Below are 24,784 nucleotides of genomic sequence, written 5' to 3' on the forward strand. Positions count from 1 at the left end.
ATAGGCTACATCGCAATTAATTCAATTGATATCGTCTTGACAAGTCCATAGAGATTAGTTAAGATAGAAAGATAAATAATATTAACAGATATATAAAAGCAAAAATTAATTTTATCTAACTTATCAGAGAATTTTGTCTAGGCTGTAAGCAAAATAGTTAGTATTAATTTTAAGAACACTTTTATTTCTATTTTATGATAAAAAGTAAAATCGTTATACTGCGTTAAAGTATTAGAGCACTAATATTAATATTAGTGGAAGTTGGGTGGCAACACGATGATATCGTCCCTTCAGATATTTTTAAGAGTATCTGAAGGGACTTTTTATATTAAGAGGAGGTTTATTATGACAATTTCAATGCCAAGAGGTACGCAAGATATTTTACCAAGTTCAAGTGACAAATGGCAATATATAGAATCAACATTACATAATTTATTGCGTCAATATCGTTATCAAGAAATTCGTACACCGATATTTGAATCAACAGCATTATTTGTTAGAGGTGTGGGTGATACTACAGATATCGTACAAAAAGAAATGTATACTTTTCAAGATAAAGGTGGACGTTCTATTACATTAAGACCAGAAGGGACAGCTGGTACAATTCGTTCTTATATTGAACATAAACTCTACGCAGATGTTACACAACCACAAAAATTATATTATATGGGGCCAATGTTCAGATATGAACGTAAACAAAAAGGGCGTTATCGTCAGTTTAATCAATTTGGTGTCGAAGTTATAGGTGTTCAAAATCCACAAGTAGATGCAGAAGTGATTGCCTTAGCTGTACAAACATTTAAAACATTTGGTTTAAATAATATTAAAGTATTAGTTAATACATTAGGTGAAGCGAGTGAACGTCAAAAATATAATGAAGATTTAAAAGCGCATTTCAAACCACATATTCATGAATTTTGTAGTGATTGTCAAGCACGTTTAGAGAAAAATCCAATGCGCATTTTAGACTGTAAAGTAGATGCTAATCATCTATTAATGAAAACAGTACCAAGTTTACACGATTATTTATCACCTGAGAGTCAAGCTTATTTTGATCAAGTTATTAATTATTTAGATATGTTAGAAATTCCTTACGAAATTGATTCGAAATTAGTACGTGGTTTAGATTATTATACACATACAGCTTTTGAAATTGTATTAGATAATCCAAAAGTTGAATTGAAAACATTATGTGGTGGAGGCCGTTATAATGGTTTAGTTGAAATGTTAGGTGGTCCACAACAAACAGGTATTGGCTTTGGTTTAGGTGTAGAACGCTTGTTATTAGCACTAGAAGATGAGAATATTGCATTACCTATCGTAGCACCATTAGATGTCTATATTGTTACACTAGGCGAACGTGCCAATCATTATGCTGTTAAATTATTAAATGATTTACGCATTGCAGGTTATTCAGCTGAAAAAGATTATTTTGATAAAAAAATGAAAGCACAGATGAAAATTGCTAGTCGTTATAATGCACAATACACAATTATCATAGGTGATGAAGAATTATCACAAGGTAGTGTACAAATAAAAAATATGCTTAATTTTGAACAACAGCAAATTGAAATTACAAATATTGAACAATTTTTAAAACAACAATTAAAGGAGAAATAATATGTCAGCATACGGAAGAACAACATATGCCGGATTAGTAGATGAAACATATGTCGGGCAACAAGTAGTATTAAAAGGATGGGTCGCTAAAAGACGTGATCTAGGAAGTTTAATTTTTATTGATTTACGTGATAAAAAAGGTGTAGTGCAATGTGTATTTTCTAACCAAATTAATGAAACAGCACATACAATAGCAGAAGAATTAAGAAATGAGTATGTTGTTTCTATCACAGGTGAAGTGGTTTTAAGAAATGATAAAACAATTAATGATAAAATTTATTCAGGTAAAGTAGAGATAAAAGTAACTAAGATTGATATTTTATCAAAAGCAGAAACATTACCTTTTGTACTTGATGATGCGAATGCTTCAAGTGAAGAATTACGCTTAAAATATCGTTATTTAGATTTACGTCGTAAGCCATTAGCAGATACAATTTACTTGCGTTCAAAATTAACAAAAGCAATTCGTGATTATTTAGAAAATAATGAGTTTACAGACATTGAAACACCTATTTTAACTAAATCTACACCAGAAGGTGCACGTGATTATTTAGTGCCTTCACGAGTACATCCAGGTGAATTTTATGCCTTACCACAATCACCGCAATTATTTAAACAATTATTAATGATTGCTGGTTTTGATAGATACTATCAAGTAGCGCGCTGTTTTAGAGATGAAGATTTAAGAGCAGACCGTCAACCAGATTTTACACAAGTAGATATGGAAATGACATTTATGAGTCAAGATGAAATTATTAGTATGATTGAAGGTTTGATTCAACATGTTATGAAAGAAGTTAAAGGCATTACAATTGAGGCACCTTTCCCAAGATTAACATATAATGAAGCTATGGAAAGATTTGGTTCAGATAAACCCGATACACGTTTTGGTTTAGAATTACAAGACGTATCTTCATTAGTAGCAAATATAGATTTTAAAGTTTTTACTAATGCAGTTGAACAAGGTGGTGCTGTTAAAGCGATTGTTGTACCAGGACAAGCAGATAATTTCTCAAGAAAAGACATTGATGCGCTACAACAATTTATTGCTAATTATGATGCTAAAGGTTTAGCTTGGATGAAAGTAACAGATGAAGGTTTAACAGGTCCTATTTCTAAGTTTTTTGAAGGCGATTTAAATCAACAATTAATCTCTCATTTAAATGCACAATCTGGTGATTTATTATTATTTGTAGCAGATAGTTTATCTGTTTGTTACGCAGCATTAGGTGCATTACGTAATAAATTAGGTGCACAATTAGGATTAATTGATGAGAATCAATTTAATTATTTATGGGTAGTTGATTGGCCATTATTTGAATTTGACGAAAATTCAGGTGAGTTTAGTTCAGCACACCATCCATTTACAATGCCGAATGAAGCAGATATACCGTTATTAGCTACTGCACCTGAAAAAGTACATGCACAAGCTTATGATATTGTATTAAATGGTTATGAATTAGGTGGTGGTTCTATTCGTATTCACGATCAACAATTACAAGAACAAATGTTAGAAATTTTAGGTTTTAGTAAAGAAAGTGCACATGAACAGTTTGGCTTTTTATTAGAAGCATTTAATTATGGGGTACCACCACATGGCGGTGCAGCACTTGGTTTAGATCGTTTTGCGATGTTATTAGCTGGTGTAAGTAATTTAAGAGATGTTATTGCTTTCCCTAAAACAGCTTCTGCAAGTTGTTTATTAACACAAGCACCTTCTGCAGTTGCATTAGATCAATTATTAGAATTAAACATTGCATCATTAGTTAAAAAATAAAGTCAAAAGATGGGTGATGCCCATCTTTTTGTATATCAATTGTAAAAGGAGAAATAAATTATGAAATTATTAATTGTTGAAGATGATAAACAATTATCACAATCTATTGTTGAAACAATTGAACATCAATATGATTATAAACAAGCTTATGATGGTGAAGAAGCATTATATTTAGCTGAAACAGGTATTTATGATTTGATTTTATTAGATGTGATGTTACCTGAAATAGATGGTTTTGAAGTGTTAAAAAAATTACGTAAGAAAGGTGTCTATACACCAGTTTGCATGTTAACTGCTTTAGATTCAGTAGATAACCGTATAAAAGGTTTGAATTGTGGTGCAGATGATTATATTGTAAAACCATTTAATAGAGATGAGTTACTAGCACGTATTGAAGCCATTTTAAGAAGGACTAATGCAGTTGCATTAGATGATAGTCAACATTTTAAAGAACTTATTTTGCATATTAATAATCGTGTTGTGACATGTGAAGGTCATGTATTGAAGATTCAAGGTAAATATTTTGAATTGTTGAGTTATTTTTTATCTCATGAAAATGTTATTCTAACAAAAGAGCAAATATTTGATCGAATTTGGGGATTTGATTCAGATACGACATTAAGTGTAGTAGAAGTGTATATGAGTGGTTTACGTAAAGAATTAAAACCATTTGGCTATGATAAATATTTTAAAACAGTAAGAGGCCTAGGTTATATTTTAACTGACGGAGGTATGTCATAATTTGAATGAACAACAACTAATCAAAAAACAATCTTCTGAACTTATGCGTAGAACAGCAGTATTATTGATATCTATCTTCACAATTTTTATCGTATTATTAACAATATGTTTGAATTTAATTTGGTATGTGCAAGTTGATAGATTATTAAGAACTGAACAACAAGCAATACTTGCAAATACAGCAGATGGTGTTGAGAGATTGTTATTACCTAAAACAATATTAAAATTAGAACAATCTGTTACGACAGAGAATGAACAATTATTAATTACAAGTAAATCATTACCCTTAGCTCAATTTGATTTTTCAGAACAAAATACAGGTAGTCGTATTATTTCAGCAGTTTATAATACAACAGGTACTTTAGTTAATGAAAGTTTATTGAGTGATAGAGAAATACATATTATTAAAAGAGAATTTCCATTAAATTTACTGCACTTTAATAAAATTATTGAGTTTAAAAATGATCATGGCAATACATACAGAACATTAATTTTTAAAGTGACGCTACCGGATAATAATAAGATCTATTATATACAATTAATTTTAGATGTTACTAATGAAACAAAATTATTATCTACATATACGACAATGATGATTATTTTTGGGGTATTCTTAGTATTGATTGCAGTTGTATTTAGTAGACATATTGCAAAAAATGCGATGCAACCTATTTTAGAAGGATGGAAAAAACAATCGGAATTTATAGGTAATGCTTCACACGAGTTAAGGACACCGTTAACAATTATTCAAAGTAAACAAGAACAATTATTAACTAAACCATTTGATCCGATTATAGAACACGCAGAAAATATTTCTATTACATTAAACGAAACGAAACGTTTAACAAAATTAACGACAGATTTATTGACTTTATCTAAATCAGAATCCGGTGAAAACCATTTACAATATGAATATTTTGATTTAATACTTATTTTAAATGAGATTCGTGCTGTTTATAATGAAGTAGCACAAGTACAAGAAAAATTATTAAGTATTAATGCACCTCAAACATTAAATATAAATGCAGATAAAGCTAGAATACATCAATTAATCATTATTTTATTAGATAATGCTTTAAAATATACAGAATCTAAGGATACTATTAATATTAATACTTATGTGTCTGATAATCATGACATTATTATTGAAGTAACAGATACTGGTGTAGGTGTTTCAGAAGAAAATATTCATAGATTAACAGAAAGATTTTTTAGAGAAGATAAAGCTAGAAGTCGTGCTTCTGGTGGGACTGGATTAGGTTTATCTATTGCACTGTGGATTGTAGAAGCACATCAAGGTACTTTTAAAGCACAACATAATACACCTAAAGGCATGATTTTTACAGTGATTATACCAATGCAGAATAAAGGAGTTTAAAATGAAAAATAATTACAGTTATCCAATAGATTATAGTTTATATTCAACAGATGAAATCATTCAATTAATTCAATTTTTTGAGCAAATTGAAAAATATTATCAGAAGCAAGTGACCGAAAATAGCGTATTAGAACATTATAAAATATTTTCTAAATTAGTACCGAGTAAAGCTGATCGAACAAAAATGTACAAACAATTTTTAGCAGATAGTGGTTATGATGTTTATAAAGTCATTCATATATTAACTAAAAATTCTAAAAAATAAGAAAATAACTTGTGTTTTATTCAATGATATTGTTATAATAGTGGATATAATTTCAATTTTAAATAAAAAGAGGTATTTTATGAAAAAAATGACAGTATCAGATATTAAGTTTATGCAATGTCAGCAATTAAAAGAGAAACCAGATGAAACAAAATTAGGATTTGGACAACATTTTACAGATTATATGTTTGTGATGGAATGGACACCTGAATCAGGATGGCATAATCCAATGATTAAACCGTATGGACCAATGAATTTTGACCCAGCAATGTCAGTGTTACACTATGGACAAGCAATATTTGAGGGAATGAAAGCTTATTATGTTAATGGTCAAATTCGTTTATTTAGACCACAACTTAATTTTGAACGTCTTAATCAATCTGCTGAACGTATGGCATTACCAAAAATAGATGAAGATTTTGCATTAGGAGCATTATATAAATTATTAGAAATTGAGAAAACATGGGTACCACATTCAGAAGGTACATCATTATATATTCGTCCATTTATGTTTGCTGCTGAGGATACATTAGGCGTTCATGCAGCAACACGAGTGATTTATTCAGTTATCTTGTCACCTTCTGGAAGTTATTTTAATGGTCTAACACCTACTAAAATTTATGTAGAAGATGAGTATGTGCGTGCTGTTAGAGGTGGTGTTGGTTTTGCTAAAACAGCTGGAAATTATGCAGCTTCGTTAAAAGGACAACAAAAAGCTAATCAATTAGGCTATGCACAATCTTTATGGTTGGATGGTGTTGAACAAAAATATGTTGAAGAAGGTGGTGCAATGAATATCTTCTTTAAAGTTAAGGATAAGTTTATTACACCTGAATTGAATGGTTCTATTTTACCAGGTATTACTAGACGTTCAGTTATCGAATTGCTACGTTCACAAGGACAAGAAGTAGAAGAAAGAAAAATTCCGATTGATGAAATTTATCAATATGCTAGATCTGGAGAATTACAAGAAGTGTTTTGTACAGGTACAGCAGCTGTTGTATCACCTATCGGTGAATTAGGCACAAAAACAGATAAATATATTATTAATGAAGGTCAAACAGGTCCAGCAACTAAAACGTTATATAATGATTTAACAAATATTCAATATGGTAAAGTAGAAGATAAAAATAATTGGTCAATTGTTGTGTGTGAAGTTTAGTAAGTTAATGAATTTATATAGAAGTAATAAAAAAAAGAATAAATTATGCTTAAATACTTGAAAAAAAATGATATAACTCTTATGATTAAAGATGAAATAAAATTTAAGTTAATTTACTAAATAAAAGGAGTAATGAAATGGGATCACGTAAAAAAATTGTTGTCTTAGGTGCAGGGTACGCAGGTTTATCAACAGTACGTACATTGCAAAAAAATGTATCAGTTAATGAAGCTGAAATTACATTAATTAATAAAAATTCATATCATTATGGTACAACATTATTACACGAAACATCAGCAGGTAATGTATCTGGTGAGAAAATAAGTTTTGATATTGTTTCAGTATTAAACACAAATAAAGTTAACTTTGTACAAGCAGAAGTTGAAAGAATTGATATTGAGTCTAAAAAAATTACTACAACTAAAGGTGAATTTAGTTATGATATTTTAGTTATGGCTTTAGGTTTCGTATCAGAAACATTTGGTATTGAAGGTATGCAACAAAATGCATTACAAATAGAAGATTTAAATTCATCTTTAAAAATTGCTGAACACATTGAAAATCAATTTAAAAAATATAGTGAAGCATCAGAGAAAAAAGCAGAAGATTTAACTATTTTAGTAGGTGGTGCAGGTTTCACGGGTGTAGAATTATTAGGTGAATTAGCAGAACGTATTCCAGTTTTATGTAAAAAATATGGCGTTTCACAAAATGAAGTTAAAGTTATTTGTGTAGAAGCAGCACCACGTATGTTACCAATGTTTGATGAAGAAACAGTAAAATATGTTGTAGATAAATTAGAAGCAGAAGGTATCGAATTCAAAATTGGTACTAAAATTGTAGGTACAACACCTACAAGTTTTAAAGTAGAAGAAAATGGTGAAGCAAAAGAATTAGTTGCTGGTACATTAATTTGGGCTGCTGGTGTTCGTGGCTGTCCTTTAATGGATGAAACATTTGAAGGCGTTGTACGTGGACGTATTATTGTAGAATCTGATTTAACAATTAAAAATCATCCTGAAATTTATGTGTTAGGTGACTGTGCAGCGTTTATTGGTGAAGGAGAAGAACGCCCTTATCCAACAACAGCACAAATTGCTTTACAAATGGGTGTACATGCAGCTAAAAATATTAGTAATAATATTAAAGGTCAATCAACAGTACCGTTTAAGTATAATTATAAAGGGACATTATGTTCTTTAGGTCAACATGATGCTGTTGCAGCATTTCCAAATGGCAAAAAAATGCATGGTACAATGGCTTCATTAGCTAAAAAAGCAGTAGAAACAAAATCTTTTGCAGAATTAGCTGGTTTTTCAGTAGCACTTAAGAAAAATAAATTTTTCTAAAATAAATCATTAATCAAAAAGCAGTAGTTTTCATTATCGATAAGATATTATGAAAATTACTGCTTTTTATTTTAATTAAAATATCTTAAACCTATAAATAAAATTTATGTATCTATAATATGAATGTCGCTTACATAGATAAAATTTATAAAAAATTCATTGAAAGGGTTTACAAATTGTAAGCGTTATGATATATTATATTCATAAAAAGAAAAGGAGCTGTTTTAATATGACAAGAGAATCTCAAACAGAAGTAGTAACAAAAGAAATTGAAGAGTTAGTTGAAAAGGCACGAGTTGCTAGAGAACAGTTTAAATTAATCGATAATCAAGAAAAAGTAAATAAAATTGTTTCAGCAGCAGCAGATGCTGCAATGGAAGCTCGTGAAGTTTTAGCGAAATTAGCTGTTGAAGAAACTGGTTTCGGTGTTGTTGCTGATAAAGTAACGAAAAACTTTTTTGCTACCGAATATGTAGAAAATAGTATTAAAGAATTAAAAACAGTAGGAATTGTTGAGCGTGATGATCAAGTCGGCACTATTACTTTTGCAGAACCGGTGGGAATTATTTGTGGTGTTGTGCCAACAACAAACCCAACATCAACAACGATTTTCAAAATTTTAATTTCATTAAAAACACGCAACCCAATTATTTTTAGTTTCCATCCAGGAGCTAATGAATGTTCTAAAGAAACAGCACGTATTTTATATAAAGCTGCTGTTGAAGCTGGGGCCCCTGAAAACTGTATTCAATTTATTGAAGTTCCTTCAATAGACAAGACAAATGCTTTAATGCATCATGATGATGTTGCTGTTATTTTAGCAACAGGTGGTAGTGCAATGGTTAAAGCAGCATATTCTTGTGGTAAACCAGCTTTAGGTGTTGGTCCTGGTAATGTACCAGCCTATGTACATGAATCTGCTGATCTTAATCAAGCTATTACAGATATTATATTTAGTAAAACATTTGATAATGGTGTAATTTGTGCAAGTGAACAAGCAGCTATTTTGGATGAGAAAATTTATGATGAAGCAATTGAGTTATTAAAAGCTAAGAAAGTTTATTTTGTCAATGAAGAAGAAAAACAAAAATTAGAAGAATTTTTATTCGGTGTATATGCTAATTCTGAAAGTTGTTCTGGTGCTAAATTAAATACATCAGTTGTAGGACGTCCAGCAGTTAAAATTGCGGAAATGGCTGGTATTACAGTACCAGAAGATACGGTGATATTAGCAGCAGAAATTTCAGAAGTAGGGGTTAAAGAACCATTATCACGTGAAAAATTATCACCAGTATTAGCGGTAATCAAAGCGCACAGTACTGATGAAGGTATTGAAAGTGCTCGTCAAATGGTAGAGTTAAATGGATTAGGACATACAGCAGCAATTCATACTAACGATGAAGCAGTAGCTGAAAAATTTGGTGAAATTGTAGACGCGTGTCGTTTAGTATGGAATGCACCCGCAGCATTTGGAGCTATTGGTGGTTTATATAACTCATTAGTACCATCTATGACACTTGGATGTGGTAGTTTCGGTCGCAATTCATTTTCTAAAAATGTTAGCGCAGCAAATCTAATTAATTTTAAAATATTAGCACGTCGTCAAAATACTTCTGACTTTGCAAAAGCAATGGCACATATTTACGAATAAATAAAAAAGGATGCTTAGCATCCTTTTTTATTGTTGAGATAATTGTAATGTTGGTTCATAAGATTCATTATTTAAAATATGTAGCAATAGTTGAATGTTTTCTTGCTTCATATTACCTTTAAATTTAATAAAAAGTTTATTTTTATCTAACTTAAATAACTGTTGAATATTTATTTTATAAAAATAAAATAAATTAATAATTTGAGATAGTGAATCATCTCTAGTCAATGTTACGACCATACCTAATGCGTGTGTTTGTTCAGATATTAATAATTTGTTGCTTAAGTAAGTTATATCATTAAATTGATGAATATAAATATTATTCTGGTAAAGTAATCGTAGCATATTAATATTATCTAAGGATATAGACATAATGGCTGTTGTTATTTCTTTATTAATAAGTGCTTTGATCAGTGTATCTTCACTATTAAAATATGTCTTGTGTGCTTTTAAATTGACTACAATATGTTGATATTCCTTAGTATAACCGATATTAGTAAATTGTGATGTTGCTTCACAATTAATTGGTTTTAATGGTTTAGTTAATTGATACTGATATAATCTACTAACAAACATGAGTTGTTTTTTTAAATAAATATGTCCAAGTGGAAAAGATAAATCTGGTTTTTTTAGTAATTGTTGTAATAATAATTGTTCTCTATAAGGATCGTAAATATTTTTTTGATAGTTATTTTTATATAAAGCAATTGAATGACTAATATCAAAGCGTTGATTTAATAAATCATCTAATTGTGTATCTATCTGATTAATCTTTTGACGTAAATTATCTAAATTTTCCATACTGTATCCTCCAATAATTATAGAGTGTATTATAGCATAAAAGTGCTGTTTGTTCGTTTTAATCCTTGAGACACATGGACTAACTAGATAAGTTAATTCACTATATATTAGCAATCTAGCAAAAATATAGCAGTTATGAAATTTCTAGCTTGAAATCATTCAACTTGCTGTTGAGTTCTTTAGTCATCTCATCAGTCACATGCGTATAGATTTTAAGCGTTGTATTAGGGTTTGTGTGTCCAACTCGTTGCATGATTGACTTGAGAGGCAACCCTAATTCTGTTAATATTGATATATGAGTATGCCTAAAGATATGACTTGTTAAATGTTTATCAAGTTGTATCTTTTTTTGTATATTAGTTAAAAATGGGTTAAGTTGAGTACTTCTTATAATATGTCCATTTTTAGTTGTAAAGATGTAATCTTTATCTTTGTAACTTCTACTTAGTAATCTCGCTTTTTTGTTCTCTATCATCAACGTTTTAAGTATCTCAATACATTTATAATTTATGCTGATAGTTCTGTATGAAGCTGTATTCTTTGGCGTGGTACGTTCGTAACTACCTTTTTTACTCACAAGTGAAATACTTCCTGAGATAGTAACACTGCAGTTATGAAAATCAATGTCTTGCGTTCTAATCGCTACCGCTTCCCCAATACGTACACCAGTCAAAGCCATGAACTCGCACAGCATACCGTAACGCTTGTTCTTAGCGTAGATTTCTTTTAATACGCTAGTTAACTCATTCTTGTTCAAAAATTTATTATTTACAGTTTGCAACTCATCATGAGTTTTAGGCTTCTTCTTGATACTAATATCTTGCAAGTAAGATATATCTGTTGCGTATCCGTACTTTTTAGCATACTTCAACACATGCGTGATGATTGTCTTAAGTCGTGACACATGAGAATATGACACGTTACGCTTATGGTACTCATGGTTAAGTAGCTTCTGAATGAATGGCGCATTAATTCTATCTACTTTGATATCGCTAGGTATTAACTTGTAAATGCTCTTAATCAACATTTTAGTATTGTGATACGTTGAATATTTAACTTCATGCTGATACTCTTCTAGCCACTCAATCGCCACGCTTTCAAACGTTCGACTTTCTTGATGAAGCGGCTTATCTAACTTCTTAGCTATTTTCTTTTGCAGCAATAACAGAGTGTCATTATATTGCCTTTTTGTTGCTTTGCCTTTGACGGTAGCACTTGCGTACTTACGTTTGTTCGTTAATGGATCTATGTAATCCATGACATAGACCGTTTTTAATTCATTTGATTTATTTTTATCTATCCACATTGACATAGTTATTAACTTCCTTTCTGTTTAGAAGCATTCAAAATAACATGACTTCTAAAATTTCTTTCTATTGCTATCACACATCAGAAAGTAAACTATAATGCTTGTGGGGTGTGCAAAGATTTTTGCAATCCTATTCCCAAAAATGGGATAAAGTAGAATTATTCAAAATAACATGGCTTAGAAACATCTTTTCGACATTTTTGTCTATAAGTTTTTGCTTCACAAAATTGTTAAGCAAACGATTAGCTGTATATGGGATAGGCTAAATATTTAGCTTATCTGTTTATCAAGATATGACCCGCCCAGAATTTTTTAGTCGGCTATTAATACAGCATGATCTTTGCTGTTATCAGTTGCGTACAATTTTGTCTATTACTCAAAAATGAGTAGGAGCTAGTTACGTCCATTTTTGGACATTACTGTTAGTCTAAATTGTCTAATAGCTATCGTCCTTATTTGTCCAATAGCTATGGCTCAAAATTGAGCAGTAGCTAAGGGTGTGACAAAATTGGGGTAACCTCACAGCGAAAAATTTCGTCGTCAAGCTAAGACACTTTTGGGGTATCTTCAACACGCTCAAAAGTGAGCAAGTTGCCCCATAGAATATTTTAGTCGGCTATTTGGTTTCAATTATTTAATTTTATAATCGAAATCATTTGAAAAAACAATATTCATATGAATAGGTTTCTCTGTTTCTCCACCTAGTTGTATTTTATTGTTATTTATAATTTCTTTTATTTTTTCTGTGATATTTTCTTTTAAATCTCTTATAAAATCAATAGGCAGTTTATCACACCACTGTTTATAAACTTCATATTCATCATCTGATAAAAATTCGACAATAATATCACTATTATATTTAAAACTTACATAATTAGGGTTAAAAAAATTAGGGTCATCTTCAACGATAATTTTAACCGGAATTTTCAATTCCACACTTTCTTTTTTTCCGTTTTCAAAGTTAATAAAGATAATCAGTTCATAATTATAGTCCGATATACGTAAAATACTTTCTAGTTGTATATTGTATTTTACATTTATATATTCAAAAAAATCACTTGGAGTTATGTTTAAATAACGACATAAAGCATCTAATGTATCATATTGAATTCCTTTACCTTGATTTTGAGCTAAAGCTGTTAATGTTGTTCTACTTATACCAGTATCATTTGCCACTTTACTTATTCTTAATCTTTGTTCTAAAAGTATATAATTTAATCTATTTCTTAACATTTTTTTGTATCCTCCTTAAACAAAATATAGCATACTCTGAACAAAAAATAAATAATTTTTATAAAAAATATATTGACTTGTACAAAAAACAATGTTAAAGTTTAATCAACTTAGTTCAGATATCTGAACAAAAAGTTAAAATAAAAAACAAAAGTAGGAGGTATAAAGCGAAATGAACATAAAGTTAAACGTTAATGATTTTAAAAATTTAATGGCTAAATCTGGTCACAATCAAACAACGTTGTCGCAAGATGCAAATGTTAGTTATGTACTGATTAATCAGTTAATTAATAATAAAACTAAGCTAACGCCTAAAACAGCTAAAAAGCTAGCCACTGCACTGAATTGCAGTATTGAAGATTTTTGCACTTTTTCAACAAAATAAAAAAGAGTTTAAACTCTCACCGCCAAGCAAAAGTATAAACTCAATGCAGTTACTCACATAATACAATCAAAAGCTATCACACATCAGAAAGTAAATGAAAAGGAGTAACGGATATATTTAGTAAAAACAATTTATTTTATTATATCACACATTTTAGAAAGTAAAAAGGAGAAATTTATATGAAAACAGCAACAAGAAACAACTACCCGAACGCATTGAAACGATTTAGAGAAGAAAACAGTATAACAGTTAAAGAATTAGCGGACATGTTAGAAATAGCATCGCCTACATTGTTCGATTGGCTAAGTGGTAAACATGTACCTAGCGAGCTAAATAAAGCGAAAATTAAACGACTATTTAAAGCGTACAATTTCAAAATGAAAAGATACGATACAAACAATAAAGAAGTTATCAAGAAACCACGTCAACAAGTGATGACAGTATTATCTGATAACATGACGAGCTTAGAACTATTAGAACAGATTAACCACTTTAGACAGTTAACAGGTAAGCCAGACCTTAGACATAAAGATTTGCTAAATATTATACGTGATGAGTTTGATGAAGAAATAGGAGAGCGAAAAATCTCGCCGTCCTCATATATCAACTCTCAAAACAAAGAACAGCCTATGTTCAACCTAACCATATCCCAAGCTAAGCAAGTGCTGGTACGTGAGAGCAAGCAAGTCAGACGTGCAGTCATTAAATACTTGGAAAATTTAGAACAGCAATTACAACAACGCACAGAGCCACCGAAACAACCACAGACGCTAGAAATCACAACTAAAGCAATTATTAAGCATTTAATTAATTTAGATGATAGAGAGCGAACAGAAGTAGTAAATAACATTAAGAATTTAGATAAATTACTAGGAGAATAAAACACATGTACGAATTAAGTATGAAGATAAATGGAGATATTACAAAAGCAGAACTACAACAATGCAGTAGTGTACTAGATAACAAAATTATGGAACTGAATTGCTTGAACTCATTACTAAAAGCAATCTATGAGAGTGAGGACGTTGGTCAAATAAGCGACTTAACTTATATAGCGATGCAGACATTAAATAATATCATGGAGGGCAAATAAATGAGTTTAAACGAAGAATTACACGCAGAATTAAAAGACAATCACAAGTTAGACGATACAGAATTATCAATGCTATATGACTTGTTTGATATGCACCAGGACAAAAAAGAAGCGGTTAAGAGATTGTATACATTAGCTTTTAATCGTGGATACGAAGCTAACGATACAGCAATTTGTATATTGCATAGATATGAAAACTTGCAGACAGATATAGAAGAGATAACAGAAGTCTTATACTTAGTTCATACCTGGTTGAATTGTTGCCCAGAAACAGACGAAGAAGCACGAATAAACCTAATTCATGAACATGGCACCCACTTTGCTGTACTCAACTTAATCATGGATAAATTACATAATCTAATAGATGAACACAAAAAGGAGCTAACAGCATGAAACTAATTAAAATATTATCATTTGTCGCAAGTTTTCTATATGTTGCTTATGGCAATAGTCAAGCTATCACGATACCAGGTAATTTATTATTTATCGTATCATTTGCAATCGTGTCGATTGGTACGATTAAGCTAGTTAACAAGTCATTTACAGAATTAACTAAATATGATTAAAGAAATTAACGAGCTAAAAATTCAGCCCATTAAATTACTCACCGAAATATTTCGTTCAACTATTAAAAAGAAATCAACGCCCAAAAAATTCTGGTCGTTAAATACAAAGACAAAAAGGAGAATAGAGAATGAACACTATACCATTACCAGTTGACCCAAATCTAAACAATGTTATTACAAATGAAGAAATAGCAATTATACCAATTTACGCTAATTATAGTACGTTGTCTAAATTATTTGATGTCGGCAACACTGCAGTTAGAACGCTAGTTAAAGATATGAAAAACAGTGCGTATAGCGATTATGTGCTTGAAATTGGACATAAGACTATTATCGTCAACGTTAAGGGTTTTATGGCTTATTTGACCCAATCTAAGACGAAATACCACTACTTGAAGCAATATACATATGCAGATAAAGAAGCACTTGAGAAGTTATTCAATCTATCCGCTTCTAAAATTGATATTTTAATCAGAGAAATCAAAAAGCAAGAGATTGATAACATTATCTTTCCACAAGTATTTGATATTGAGATCTACCACATTAAGAACTTTGAACAGTACTTGATTGCTAGATACGGTAGACTTGCAAAGTTTGACATGTTTAGGGGGTAGGGAGATATGGCAGAAAGAAGAATGTTAAGCAAGTCAATACTAGAACAAGATAGTTTTATGGATTTGTCAGATAGTGCAAAAGTGCTATATATTTATTTGAATTTATATGCGGATGATGATGGTTTTATTTCTAACCCCAGAACTGTTATGCGACTAATAGGTTCAAAGAATGATGATATGACTTGGTTAATGAGTAAAGCTTATGTTGTTGTACATGATAACGGAGTAGTTTTGACTACACTAGAACAACAAAGAGAATTATATACATCAAGATTGGAGGAACGACAAAATTTATGGCAGCGAAACGATATTATTGGCTAAAATTGGAGAGCAATTTTTTTAATAGCAAAGAGATTAAATTGTTAAGGCGTGTAAGTGGAGGGGATACATTTACTATTATTTATTTAAAAATGTTATTACTTAGTTTAGAAAATCAAGGGAGATTATACTTTGAGGGAACTTGTGATAATTTAGCGGAAGAATTATCACTAGATTTAGATGAAAACATAGAAAATATAAATATTACACTTTCATTTTTAGAAAAAAAAGGATTAATAAAAATCGTTGAACAAGACGAGTATGAACTAACACAAGCTAAAGTTATGACAGGACAAGAAACATCAACAGCTGCAAGGGTTAGGAAGCATAGAGAAAGAAAACAAATGTTACAAAGTAACAAAGAAGCGTTACAATGTAACACTGAAACGTTACATTGTACAAAAATGTTACGATATATAGATAAAGAAATAGATATAGATAAAGAAATAGATATAGATAAAGATATAAAATCATCATCATCTAATATAGTACATATAGATAGTATAGAGAGCCAAGAAAAAAAGAAAGATGATGATGACGATTATTTAAAAAAATCATTTGAGTTATATCAATCAGATATAGGACAAATGAACTCAATAGTTACACAAAAAATAATACAGTGGAGCAATGACTTAAGTAGTGAATTGGTATATATGGCATTAGAACGTACAGCAATGTTTAATGCTCACAACTTTGGATATACTGAAACAATCTTGAAGCAGTTACTAGCAAACAAAATAAAGACACGTGAAGACGCAATAAGGTTGTGGGAAAGTAAACAACAAGCTAAGAGTAAGCAAGTGGTTGCGTATGAGCCTGATGTACCCGAACATCTAAGATTTTAGGAGGTAACAAGTGAATATATTAAATAACATCAAAGATGATAACTTAACACCTGCAGAAGCTAAAGCACGCAATGAAGCTATCGCTAATATGTTAATTGCTAAGCAAAAGGGTGACGAATTAGAAGCGGTAGAGTATCAAAAACAAGAGAACAATATAAGACGACCGATAAACAAAATAACTGATATGACAAGGGTACAATGTGAAAAGTGTGGAAAATCTTATGCAGTGCGATTGCTAGAAGACGGTAGTTATAAAACTGATGATTGCGATTGTATCTTCAAAGAACAAGTTAAACAAAACCAGGAACAACGTAGTATGGCACAAGTAAGGCAACCGTTTGTTAATTCGTTACCACACAAATACAAAGATGTTGAACGTATCACAATGTTAGTTAAACAAGAACAGAAGTTACAACGTGATGAATTAAACGACTATATAACAACGTTTGATATTAGTAAGCCGTCAAATATAGTTATGACTGGTGCTAGTGGACTTGGGAAAACGCATCTAAGTGTACTGACAGTTAAAGAATTAATTACACGTAGAGCAGTAAACAGTGCTTTATTCATTAGCTTTCATGATTTGATTACTTACACATCATCTAGCTTTGATAATGAAAAAAGAAAAGAGTTCGAGCAAAAACTAGAGCAAGCGAAAGAAGTAGATATATTAATCTTTGATGATATTGATTTATCGTTACAGTTATCACAAGCACAATTTAACAGGTTGTTTACGATCGTTGACAATAGACAAGGACGAGCAACGATATATACGACAAATAACACAAGTGCAGAGATGACAGACACACCTCAAAAAAATAAAATATTTAGCCGTATGGTAGATAATACAAAAAAACAAGTGAAGATATTAAAATTCACAGGAAAAGATTTAAGGCAGATTACTTTTTAACTGGAATAGCCAAAATTAAGATGAAATCAAACGGATAAGGCTATGTATTTAAAAATATGATAAATGTATCACGTTGTAATTACATAGCCTTAAAATTGAATTTAAAGCGTTGAAATGGAGAGTGGAAAAATGAACTTAAATATTATAGTTAGAGATGATGAAATCGTCGTTAGTAGTTTACAGGTTGCAAAAGTGTTTGAGAAGAAACATAAAAATATACTTAGAGATATTGAAAAGATAAAAGAAAATTTTAATAAAGTTAAAAATAACTTTATCAAAATAGATGAGCTCAAATCTGAGCCGATTAAAAACGGTAAGCTCAAATCTGAGAAAATGCATTTTACACTAAAAAACAATTTTGAAGATTATTACTTTTTAGACACGTATACAGATGCAAGAAATAGACAAAAAACAATCTATTACATGAACAAGGACGGTTTTATGTTACTTGCTATGAGTTACACTGGAGAAAAAGCCATGATGTTAAAATTAGCCTACATTGACGAATTTAACAAGATGAAGCGGTATATCAGTCGTATAGATGAAAAAGAGAAACAAAAACCAATACATTCAGATTACGAAGAAATTGACAGACTAGACTATAAACGCAGAGCTTTAGCAAGATATAACGAGTTGAAAGCATACGAAGAGCCGTATCTTCAACTTGATAATGTTGAAGATGATAAATATATTTTTATAGCTTTTGCATTGTTGTTATATTATGGCATACAAGAAAAACAATATCGTATTGATGACATGCTAGAGATGAGAGAGTTTATAAAGCGTGAGGGTGTTCATTATTTTGATGAAGTTGTTTACTACTGTCACGAAAGAGGAAAGGTAGTAATTCCTTATATTTTAGCAGTGCTTAGAAATTATAATAAACCGCAACAAGTTAAGCGTACAATGAGATTGTTGGCATAAGACTGGAGGCATAAGGTTATGACAAATAAAACGTTAAGAAGTGCGAAGTATTCAGATTGTAAGTTTGATAAAAAGAAGTTTAGAGATTTAAAAGATATATTGTTAAAGCACTATGATGTTTATAGTGTGTATCATAACAAAATAGCTATTGCAGTACCTAGCGAACATTTTGAAAGTATTATGGTCATCTTCAAGAACTCACTCAATGCACGTAATAGATTTAGAATGATATATATTAAACGTGATCGTAACGAAGAATATTCATTTGATAATATCGCCAATGTTATTAAGAAGATTGATAGTATTTTGAAGAATGTTGAAAAATGTTGAGGATTAGAACAATGACAAGAGATATAAAAAGATTAGCAAAACTAGAACAAGATGTTAAGAAAATAGAACGTCAACAAGATGCAAGAAAGTGGCTTGATTTATATCATTTAATTTTAAAAAAAGCGTATCAAGTGGATAGAATACATAATGATATTGTGTATATCCAGATACATAACGAGTATCACGCATATATTGAATTAGCATATACTGGACATGATATAAACAGTAATAGAGCATTTCAAATAAGGTTGTTAGGTGCTGAAAGTTTAGAGCTTAGCAAGCCATTTCCTTTGAAATATGGTTGCTTTACTATTCTTCAAGTCATCAGAACAATAGAAATGTTAATGGATAAGGTCACAACTTACAGAAGCTAGATGTTGACATTTGTTTACATTTTTTAAGTGATAAAAACCAAGAAAAATATGAGATAGATCAATAAAGTTAATTAGCTAAGTAGTGAAATCGTTGAAATTTATTACTTAGCTTTAATATAGAAAATCAAGAAAATTGAATTAATAACATGAAAAAACATGAAATGAATAAACTGAACTTACGTTTTAGCATCATGTTACTTTGAATGTTCTTTATACTAAATTGTTGGCAAATGTTGGCATGGAATACTGGAAAATACGGGAATAAATATAATTTGTTGGAAAATGTGAGTGCTAAGTTCATTACTCTGAAATGTTGGAAAATATAGGAATAAAAATATATAGAATTGTTGGCAAGATACCTCAAAAAACCTCAGATAAAAACCTTACAAAACCTAACATAAAAACTTAATAAAACTTAAGATAAAAACTCATTGAACAAAGAATGAACAAAGAGAAATGCAGTTGTTGAAGCTAGAACGAAGCTAGAAAAAATACTACTTACGAAGCGGTTATTCCGCTTCTTTTAATTTTATCAATCAACTTAATATATGTATTGACATATGTTATTAACAAATGTACAATGAAGATATATAAAAGAAAGGACATAGCTAATGGTAACAAAAAGAGATTTAGTTAAATTACTTAAACAACAAGGTTTTTATAAAACTGATTTTGGTAAGGGAAGCCATGAAGTTTGGGAACATGAAGACGGTAGACTTGTAACGGTACCATTGCCAAAACAGAAAGACTATAAACCAGGTATATTAACTAGCATTTTAAAAAGTATAGGGCTTAAGTAGTCCTGTACTGTTAATAGTTATCATTATTTATGTTTATATAAGGCGTTTATACTATCGAGAATAAGTTAAATGGTTAGGAGGCAGTACCATGACAGGACAAAAATACACATACAACGCTGTTTTAAATTACAGCAATGAAGACCATGGCTATATAATTACATTCCCAGATTTTCAAGGTGCACACACATTTGCAGATGATTATGAAGAAGCTCTATATAATGCTCGTGAAGTATTGGAAATTTATACAATCATGTACGAAGATAAAGGCAAAGAGCTACCACAACCAACAGCGTACAAACAATTATTTGAGTATCTGAAATCAAATGATGATAGAATAGTATCAATCAACGTAGATACTGCTTTGATACGTGATAAAGAACAAAATAAGGCGATAACGAAGTCTGTGACGTTACCTAAATGGTTGCTGGAATTAGGCAAAAAAGAAAAAATTAACTTTAGCCAAGTATTACAAGAAGCACTAAGGAAACAATTAAACGTATAACATTTTAAAGGCATAGCACATAAGTGTTGTGTCTTTTTTTATTTCAACTATCAAAAAGTAAGTGATATAATAAAAAAAGAGAGCATACGCTCCCAAAACCTTAATTAAATTATACCATATGAGGTGGAAGAATGAACAACGATAATGTGAAATATGTACAATAGATATGCTGTATTGGGATAATGATTATAATATGTATCAGATTGAAGATGTGGCTAGTAATTTAGATTTATCAGTAAGGCAAGTACACAGGTTAAAGCGTGATATTCTTGAACAAACAGCTAGGCAGATTGGTTATATTTAACCAGGACAAATAAAAAAAGTCCACTACTTGAGCAGTGCACTAGATATAAAGATAACGATTAAATTTTATTATGTTTATTAATTTATCTTAATTATATCATAGGGGGCGAGCGTATGCCACTGTTAAAAATAGATTTAAAGCGATTAGTTCAAGCATTAGTACGATACCATAATTATTTGCTAGATAGGGAAGATATTATACATCAGTGTACTAGTCATACAATGTTCAATGGTATAGATGATATTTATACAACATCGTTAAGAATTGATAAGGCGGTCATATTACTCGCAGATAGCTATAAACAGATTAAGCGTGATGAAATAATCGCAAAGCACTATAAAGCGAATACGTGGCAATTTACGGCTTCTGAACAGCATATGATTAAATATTATTTTAAGAATTATCTTGAAGTGTTTGAAGTTACGTTATGCAGTCATCAAGCAATCAATGACACAATAGCAAAAGTATTCAAAGATATTCATATAGAAGTGCCAGAACGTCCACAAGATAACGATCTAACGATAGATAACAGCACTCTAGTACGAGAAATCAAAACAAAGACGCTAGAAGAATTACAAGCCATTGAATTAGATGGACTAGATAGCAATATTCAGAGACGTGTGAACAATCGTATTACATTCTTGAAGAAAGAGCATGACAAAAACTTACGTAAAAAAGCCATAGAACAACTTAAACAATCACATGAGTATTTACTCATAGAACAGGCATACAAAGGCTTGTGTGCTAAATTAAAGCAATTTTGTGATGAGTATGTCTACAACCTTTATATTGGCCGTGATGAAGTGGCTTGCGAGTTAGCTTATTACAATGTCTTTGATGAGATTGACCAGGAGAAAGCGAGAGCGTTGTTATCTGATGAAGCGGTAGCTAAGGGGATAGAATTCAACAAACAGCAATACAACAATGCGGAATATGTGCGAGTAGGTAAGTGGTTATATCAAGAACTAGCCCCCACTCTTACATGTTAATGTTGATTAAGTTCCCACTGCGGTGTGGTCTTTTCCGTGTATGTTTTCCGTTTTAAAAAATCTTTGATAAAATAGGGTATTGTCAGTTGTATCAAGGTATGATAAAATTAAATCATACTTAATTATAAAGATTTTTGTGACTTTTCTTAATCAAAAATAGGCATTAATCGAAAGTATCTAGCTATATGCTAGGTACTTTTTTATTCAATAAAATATTTAATACAAAATACATAATATTATCCATAATATTTTGCTTTTTTTATTGCATAATTTTAAACAATCAGTTATGATAAAAATGTAAAAGGGAACAGCGTCAACTGTCCCCTAAAGTGAGCCGTTTAAGACGGTGGCTTAAATTATTGGTATGAAATAACCGTTAACTATGCCAAAGTTACAGACGGTTATTTTTTATTGTCTTTGTCATGATGATTGATTAACGTAACGATGACAATGATTAACGTTAAGATAAACGAACCAAAGCCAAGCATTAGCGTTAAAGCTTCATAGACTGACACTAAAAGGCTACTCCTTTCTTTAGAATGCTGATAATGGTTTGATACTCCATATCGACCACCCCCAAGCTAAAGATTAGCCACCGTCTTTTTAACTTCTCACTGATGATATTATATATTAAATAAATTAAAAATAAAAGGCTATACCGCTTCTTTTTTTAATATTTATATAGACGGTTGTATACTTATATGGTATAATAAAAGTATAGAAAGGAGGTATTAAAGATATGCTAAAAGACACAGCAATAGTCATTGGCATAATTGCAGCGAGTACGACTATCGTCAAGAACTTTATTGATATAGTGGACAAGGTGCAAAATAAAAAGACCGCTAAGCCAAAGGCAAAGCAGTCCAACACGAAGTAAGTAGGGGAATTTCCCCTCTTACAATTTTAGATTATAGCATATCTTAAACATAATGAGAAATATTTTAAAAAATATCAGTACTTACACAACTTTATTAATGGGTATCTATCTGTATTGGTTAGATAGTCATAACTCTTTTATTAAATGGGGAAGCATAGCTATTATTATCATATCATTGATTAATATTATTCTTGAAAGGTGGTTAAACCGTCATGAATAGAAAGAAATTGATCCAACTGATACAAGATAATGTCATCAATACACAAGAAGCTAGCGAACTGATAGAGTGTAATCGTCAATATGTGTCGGCATTAGTTAAAAGTGGGCGATTGGTTCCAGTAAAAAAATATAGAAGTGAAACATTATTTTTAAAAAGTGATGTGATAGATTATATCAATACTCGTCAAGCTAAGCGTTAAGAATGTAAAAAATATATAATTAAAGACGATAACCTAAGTAATTGATTATCGTCTTTTTATAGCAAGTTTCTAGCAAAATCTAGCAAAATAGTGTTATTTCATGATGTGGATAGACTTTATTAATAATGCTGTATACGTTGGGGCACAAGAGATATAAAGGACATAAGAAAATATGTGAAAAAACGGAAAATCAATAGAGTGTATTATAGCATAAAAGAATTGTTAACAATAGTAAAGTCATAGTAATTATCTTGAATTTTGATAATAAAATACTTATACTAAAATAAATAGAAAGAGAGGATATTATATTGCACCAATATGAAGCGCAAGAATTAATACAACATATTTACAATGCTTTGACTAAAGAAAATGAGTCGTTATTAGAAAAATATTGGCAACAATATATTGAAAAATATCAATTAACAGATGAATTATTGGCAAATAAATGGCAATTTGATTTTGATCAAAAAAATTTTGAACGTATCATTGAAGAAGCCGAGCAATTAGAACAAGACATATCATTTAAATATCCACAAGCTAGTTTGATTTATTTAGAATGTTATCTTGAATTAAATCAACCTGAAGTTGCTTTAGCAATTTATTATCATCAAACAGTTACAGCAAATTACCAATGGCAATTATTATTATCAAAAATTCAACGAGCTGTTGATGCACAACAAAAACTATATAGCGAACAATTAGCAAATTTTAATAATTTTGATCAAGATGAACAGTTAATACTATTAGAAAAAATATTACAGTCACATAGTAGTTTTTATGTCTATAGTGTAAGAAGAATTATTGAAGATTGTCATAATGATGTCATCATAACATGGGGGTTACTATATTTACAACAGGTTGGAGATGCAGAATCTATTGTTTATCGAAGAAATCAAATGATATATATTGTAAAACCTAGTGAATTACCTGCTATTCAATTAAGTGAAGTTTATCAAGTTAATCAACAAATTTTAAATTATATTGAAAAAGATAAGCCACATTTAATAGAGATTGCTCAGTTTATTACAGTTAATTTATTTAATTGTTACTATCCTAAATATATAAAACATTATAGTATAGAGGAATTTGTAAATGGTATAGAAGCTTATTATAATTATGTACTTTTAGGTATCGACATTGATTTATCGAAAGATGTGAACAAGTTGATTATAAATAGTATAAAATGATTTTTAGTTACTTTTATTATACGAGAATATAAATATCCCGAAAAGATTTTTTTCAATCTTT

The 24,784-nt window shown here is 30.3% G+C and carries 29 protein-coding genes; 25 read left to right on the forward strand and 4 right to left on the reverse strand.

Going from position 1 to position 24,784, the window contains the following annotated elements:
* The first annotated feature begins 345 nt into the window (after positions 1–345).
* From hisS to AC5EAH_RS01405, 8 genes are all read left to right on the forward strand, one after another.
* A complete protein-coding gene (gene hisS / locus AC5EAH_RS01370; protein ID WP_493492953.1) occupies positions 346–1,620 on the forward strand; it encodes a histidine--tRNA ligase in 1,275 nt (424 codons plus the stop codon).
* A 1-nt stretch (position 1,621) separates the two neighbouring features.
* Positions 1,622–3,397 (forward strand): aspartate--tRNA ligase, encoded by a 1,776-nt coding sequence (aspS, locus tag AC5EAH_RS01375; RefSeq protein ID WP_493492954.1) that lies wholly within the window; start codon positions 1,622–1,624, stop codon positions 3,395–3,397.
* A 60-nt stretch (positions 3,398–3,457) separates the two neighbouring features.
* Complete coding sequence (locus AC5EAH_RS01380) at positions 3,458–4,138, forward strand: response regulator transcription factor (RefSeq protein WP_493492955.1); 681 nt, start codon at positions 3,458–3,460, stop codon at positions 4,136–4,138.
* A gap of 1 nt (position 4,139) precedes the next feature.
* A complete protein-coding gene (locus AC5EAH_RS01385) occupies positions 4,140–5,516 on the forward strand; it encodes a sensor histidine kinase (protein WP_493492956.1) in 1,377 nt (458 codons plus the stop codon).
* Position 5,517: 1 nt separating this feature from the next.
* Positions 5,518–5,781 carry a UPF0223 family protein gene (locus AC5EAH_RS01390; RefSeq protein WP_493492957.1) on the forward strand — a complete coding sequence of 88 codons (264 nt, stop codon included), beginning with the start codon at positions 5,518–5,520 and terminating at the stop codon, positions 5,779–5,781.
* 79 nt (positions 5,782–5,860) lie between these two features.
* A complete protein-coding gene (locus AC5EAH_RS01395) occupies positions 5,861–6,943 on the forward strand; it encodes a branched-chain amino acid aminotransferase (protein WP_493492958.1) in 1,083 nt (360 codons plus the stop codon).
* 137 nt (positions 6,944–7,080) lie between these two features.
* Positions 7,081–8,292, forward strand: coding sequence for an NAD(P)/FAD-dependent oxidoreductase (locus tag AC5EAH_RS01400; RefSeq protein ID WP_493492959.1), 1,212 nt, complete (start codon positions 7,081–7,083; stop codon positions 8,290–8,292).
* A gap of 229 nt (positions 8,293–8,521) precedes the next feature.
* Positions 8,522–9,943, forward strand: coding sequence for an aldehyde dehydrogenase family protein (locus tag AC5EAH_RS01405; RefSeq protein ID WP_493492960.1), 1,422 nt, complete (start codon positions 8,522–8,524; stop codon positions 9,941–9,943).
* 27 nt (positions 9,944–9,970) lie between these two features.
* Here the strand turns inward: AC5EAH_RS01405 and AC5EAH_RS01410 are convergent, their stop codons facing one another.
* The 3 genes from AC5EAH_RS01410 to AC5EAH_RS01420 all read right to left on the reverse strand — a co-directional run bounded on the left by AC5EAH_RS01410 (position 9,971) and on the right by AC5EAH_RS01420 (position 13,286).
* Entirely contained in the window at positions 9,971–10,744 is a 774-nt protein-coding gene (locus AC5EAH_RS01410; RefSeq protein WP_493492961.1) for a chorismate mutase, read from the reverse strand.
* Positions 10,745–10,877: 133 nt separating this feature from the next.
* Complete coding sequence (locus tag AC5EAH_RS01415; RefSeq protein WP_493492962.1) at positions 10,878–12,056, reverse strand: tyrosine-type recombinase/integrase; 1,179 nt, start codon at positions 12,054–12,056, stop codon at positions 10,878–10,880.
* A 627-nt stretch (positions 12,057–12,683) separates the two neighbouring features.
* The gene (locus AC5EAH_RS01420) at positions 12,684–13,286 is read right to left on the reverse strand and encodes a helix-turn-helix domain-containing protein (protein ID WP_493492963.1); all 603 of its coding nucleotides are present in this window, start codon (positions 13,284–13,286) and stop codon (positions 12,684–12,686) included.
* Between the two features lie 172 nt (positions 13,287–13,458).
* Here AC5EAH_RS01420 and AC5EAH_RS01425 point away from each other — a divergent pair, with 172 nt between their 5' ends.
* The 15 genes from AC5EAH_RS01425 (at position 13,459) to AC5EAH_RS01495 (ending at position 22,240) form a co-directional block, all read left to right on the forward strand.
* Complete coding sequence (locus AC5EAH_RS01425; RefSeq protein WP_493492964.1) at positions 13,459–13,671, forward strand: helix-turn-helix domain-containing protein; 213 nt, start codon at positions 13,459–13,461, stop codon at positions 13,669–13,671.
* 179 nt (positions 13,672–13,850) lie between these two features.
* A complete protein-coding gene (locus AC5EAH_RS01430; protein ID WP_493492965.1) occupies positions 13,851–14,552 on the forward strand; it encodes a hypothetical protein in 702 nt (233 codons plus the stop codon).
* Positions 14,553–14,557: 5 nt separating this feature from the next.
* The gene (locus AC5EAH_RS01435; protein WP_493492966.1) at positions 14,558–14,764 is read left to right on the forward strand and encodes a hypothetical protein; all 207 of its coding nucleotides are present in this window, start codon (positions 14,558–14,560) and stop codon (positions 14,762–14,764) included.
* Complete coding sequence (locus AC5EAH_RS01440) at positions 14,765–15,157, forward strand: hypothetical protein (protein ID WP_493492967.1); 393 nt, start codon at positions 14,765–14,767, stop codon at positions 15,155–15,157.
* Positions 15,154–15,330, forward strand: a complete 177-nt coding sequence (locus AC5EAH_RS01445; protein ID WP_493492968.1) for a hypothetical protein — start codon at positions 15,154–15,156, stop codon at positions 15,328–15,330. The genes AC5EAH_RS01440 and AC5EAH_RS01445 overlap by 4 nt, the downstream gene beginning before the upstream one ends.
* Positions 15,331–15,458: 128 nt before the next feature.
* Entirely contained in the window at positions 15,459–15,944 is a 486-nt protein-coding gene (locus tag AC5EAH_RS01450) for a hypothetical protein (protein WP_493492969.1), read from the forward strand.
* A gap of 6 nt (positions 15,945–15,950) precedes the next feature.
* Positions 15,951–16,265 (forward strand): hypothetical protein, encoded by a 315-nt coding sequence (locus AC5EAH_RS01455; RefSeq protein WP_493492970.1) that lies wholly within the window; start codon positions 15,951–15,953, stop codon positions 16,263–16,265.
* Entirely contained in the window at positions 16,238–17,107 is an 870-nt protein-coding gene (locus AC5EAH_RS01460) for a phage replisome organizer N-terminal domain-containing protein (RefSeq protein WP_493492971.1), read from the forward strand. Before AC5EAH_RS01455 ends, AC5EAH_RS01460 begins: the two co-directional genes overlap by 28 nt.
* A 10-nt stretch (positions 17,108–17,117) precedes the next feature.
* A complete protein-coding gene (locus AC5EAH_RS01465) occupies positions 17,118–18,017 on the forward strand; it encodes an ATP-binding protein (protein ID WP_493492972.1) in 900 nt (299 codons plus the stop codon).
* A gap of 129 nt (positions 18,018–18,146) precedes the next feature.
* Positions 18,147–18,941: a Rha family transcriptional regulator gene (locus AC5EAH_RS01470; RefSeq protein WP_493492973.1), complete on the forward strand. Its 795-nt coding sequence runs from the start codon at positions 18,147–18,149 to the stop codon at positions 18,939–18,941.
* 18 nt (positions 18,942–18,959) lie between these two features.
* On the forward strand, positions 18,960–19,271 hold the full coding sequence (locus tag AC5EAH_RS01475) for a hypothetical protein (protein WP_493492974.1): 312 nt from the start codon (positions 18,960–18,962) through the stop codon (positions 19,269–19,271).
* Positions 19,272–19,282: 11 nt separating this feature from the next.
* Positions 19,283–19,645, forward strand: coding sequence for a hypothetical protein (locus tag AC5EAH_RS01480; protein WP_493492975.1), 363 nt, complete (start codon positions 19,283–19,285; stop codon positions 19,643–19,645).
* A gap of 611 nt (positions 19,646–20,256) precedes the next feature.
* Positions 20,257–20,445 carry a type II toxin-antitoxin system HicA family toxin gene (locus tag AC5EAH_RS01485; protein WP_493492976.1) on the forward strand — a complete coding sequence of 63 codons (189 nt, stop codon included), beginning with the start codon at positions 20,257–20,259 and terminating at the stop codon, positions 20,443–20,445.
* Positions 20,446–20,533: 88 nt separating this feature from the next.
* Positions 20,534–20,947, forward strand: coding sequence for a type II toxin-antitoxin system HicB family antitoxin (locus tag AC5EAH_RS01490; RefSeq protein WP_493492977.1), 414 nt, complete (start codon positions 20,534–20,536; stop codon positions 20,945–20,947).
* A 417-nt stretch (positions 20,948–21,364) separates the two neighbouring features.
* Positions 21,365–22,240, forward strand: a complete 876-nt coding sequence (locus AC5EAH_RS01495; RefSeq protein ID WP_493492978.1) for a hypothetical protein — start codon at positions 21,365–21,367, stop codon at positions 22,238–22,240.
* Between the two features lie 401 nt (positions 22,241–22,641).
* Here the strand turns inward: AC5EAH_RS01495 and AC5EAH_RS01500 are convergent, their stop codons facing one another.
* A complete protein-coding gene (locus AC5EAH_RS01500; RefSeq protein WP_493492979.1) occupies positions 22,642–22,755 on the reverse strand; it encodes a putative holin-like toxin in 114 nt (37 codons plus the stop codon).
* A gap of 574 nt (positions 22,756–23,329) precedes the next feature.
* Between AC5EAH_RS01500 and AC5EAH_RS01505 the strand changes: the two genes are divergently transcribed.
* Both AC5EAH_RS01505 and AC5EAH_RS01510 read left to right on the forward strand, forming a co-directional pair.
* The gene (locus AC5EAH_RS01505) at positions 23,330–23,536 is read left to right on the forward strand and encodes a helix-turn-helix domain-containing protein (RefSeq protein WP_493492980.1); all 207 of its coding nucleotides are present in this window, start codon (positions 23,330–23,332) and stop codon (positions 23,534–23,536) included.
* Positions 23,537–23,844: 308 nt separating this feature from the next.
* Complete coding sequence (locus AC5EAH_RS01510; RefSeq protein ID WP_493492981.1) at positions 23,845–24,723, forward strand: hypothetical protein; 879 nt, start codon at positions 23,845–23,847, stop codon at positions 24,721–24,723.
* The last annotated feature ends 61 nt before the right edge of the window (positions 24,724–24,784 follow it).

The organism is Staphylococcus sp. B1(2026) (assembly GCF_058895785.1).

What these genes read in the sequence shown, in the direction of transcription:
- hisS (WP_493492953.1), top strand. Translation starts at nt 346, where the DNA reads ATGACAATTTCAATGCCAAGAGGTACGCAAGATATTTTACCAAGTTCA.
- aspS (WP_493492954.1), top strand. Translation starts at nt 1,622, where the DNA reads ATGTCAGCATACGGAAGAACAACATATGCCGGATTAGTAGATGAAACA.
- AC5EAH_RS01380 (WP_493492955.1), top strand. Translation starts at nt 3,458, where the DNA reads ATGAAATTATTAATTGTTGAAGATGATAAACAATTATCACAATCTATT.
- AC5EAH_RS01390 (WP_493492957.1), top strand. Translation starts at nt 5,518, where the DNA reads ATGAAAAATAATTACAGTTATCCAATAGATTATAGTTTATATTCAACA.
- AC5EAH_RS01395 (WP_493492958.1), top strand. Translation starts at nt 5,861, where the DNA reads ATGAAAAAAATGACAGTATCAGATATTAAGTTTATGCAATGTCAGCAA.
- AC5EAH_RS01400 (WP_493492959.1), top strand. Translation starts at nt 7,081, where the DNA reads ATGGGATCACGTAAAAAAATTGTTGTCTTAGGTGCAGGGTACGCAGGT.
- AC5EAH_RS01405 (WP_493492960.1), top strand. Translation starts at nt 8,522, where the DNA reads ATGACAAGAGAATCTCAAACAGAAGTAGTAACAAAAGAAATTGAAGAG.
- AC5EAH_RS01410 (WP_493492961.1), bottom strand. Translation starts at nt 10,744, where the DNA reads ATGGAAAATTTAGATAATTTACGTCAAAAGATTAATCAGATAGATACA.
- AC5EAH_RS01415 (WP_493492962.1), bottom strand. Translation starts at nt 12,056, where the DNA reads ATGTCAATGTGGATAGATAAAAATAAATCAAATGAATTAAAAACGGTC.
- AC5EAH_RS01420 (WP_493492963.1), bottom strand. Translation starts at nt 13,286, where the DNA reads ATGTTAAGAAATAGATTAAATTATATACTTTTAGAACAAAGATTAAGA.
- AC5EAH_RS01425 (WP_493492964.1), top strand. Translation starts at nt 13,459, where the DNA reads ATGAACATAAAGTTAAACGTTAATGATTTTAAAAATTTAATGGCTAAA.
- AC5EAH_RS01430 (WP_493492965.1), top strand. Translation starts at nt 13,851, where the DNA reads ATGAAAACAGCAACAAGAAACAACTACCCGAACGCATTGAAACGATTT.
- AC5EAH_RS01435 (WP_493492966.1), top strand. Translation starts at nt 14,558, where the DNA reads ATGTACGAATTAAGTATGAAGATAAATGGAGATATTACAAAAGCAGAA.
- AC5EAH_RS01440 (WP_493492967.1), top strand. Translation starts at nt 14,765, where the DNA reads ATGAGTTTAAACGAAGAATTACACGCAGAATTAAAAGACAATCACAAG.
- AC5EAH_RS01445 (WP_493492968.1), top strand. Translation starts at nt 15,154, where the DNA reads ATGAAACTAATTAAAATATTATCATTTGTCGCAAGTTTTCTATATGTT.
- AC5EAH_RS01450 (WP_493492969.1), top strand. Translation starts at nt 15,459, where the DNA reads ATGAACACTATACCATTACCAGTTGACCCAAATCTAAACAATGTTATT.
- AC5EAH_RS01455 (WP_493492970.1), top strand. Translation starts at nt 15,951, where the DNA reads ATGGCAGAAAGAAGAATGTTAAGCAAGTCAATACTAGAACAAGATAGT.
- AC5EAH_RS01460 (WP_493492971.1), top strand. Translation starts at nt 16,238, where the DNA reads ATGGCAGCGAAACGATATTATTGGCTAAAATTGGAGAGCAATTTTTTT.
- AC5EAH_RS01470 (WP_493492973.1), top strand. Translation starts at nt 18,147, where the DNA reads ATGAACTTAAATATTATAGTTAGAGATGATGAAATCGTCGTTAGTAGT.
- AC5EAH_RS01475 (WP_493492974.1), top strand. Translation starts at nt 18,960, where the DNA reads ATGACAAATAAAACGTTAAGAAGTGCGAAGTATTCAGATTGTAAGTTT.
- AC5EAH_RS01480 (WP_493492975.1), top strand. Translation starts at nt 19,283, where the DNA reads ATGACAAGAGATATAAAAAGATTAGCAAAACTAGAACAAGATGTTAAG.
- AC5EAH_RS01485 (WP_493492976.1), top strand. Translation starts at nt 20,257, where the DNA reads ATGGTAACAAAAAGAGATTTAGTTAAATTACTTAAACAACAAGGTTTT.
- AC5EAH_RS01490 (WP_493492977.1), top strand. Translation starts at nt 20,534, where the DNA reads ATGACAGGACAAAAATACACATACAACGCTGTTTTAAATTACAGCAAT.
- AC5EAH_RS01495 (WP_493492978.1), top strand. Translation starts at nt 21,365, where the DNA reads ATGCCACTGTTAAAAATAGATTTAAAGCGATTAGTTCAAGCATTAGTA.
- AC5EAH_RS01505 (WP_493492980.1), top strand. Translation starts at nt 23,330, where the DNA reads ATGAATAGAAAGAAATTGATCCAACTGATACAAGATAATGTCATCAAT.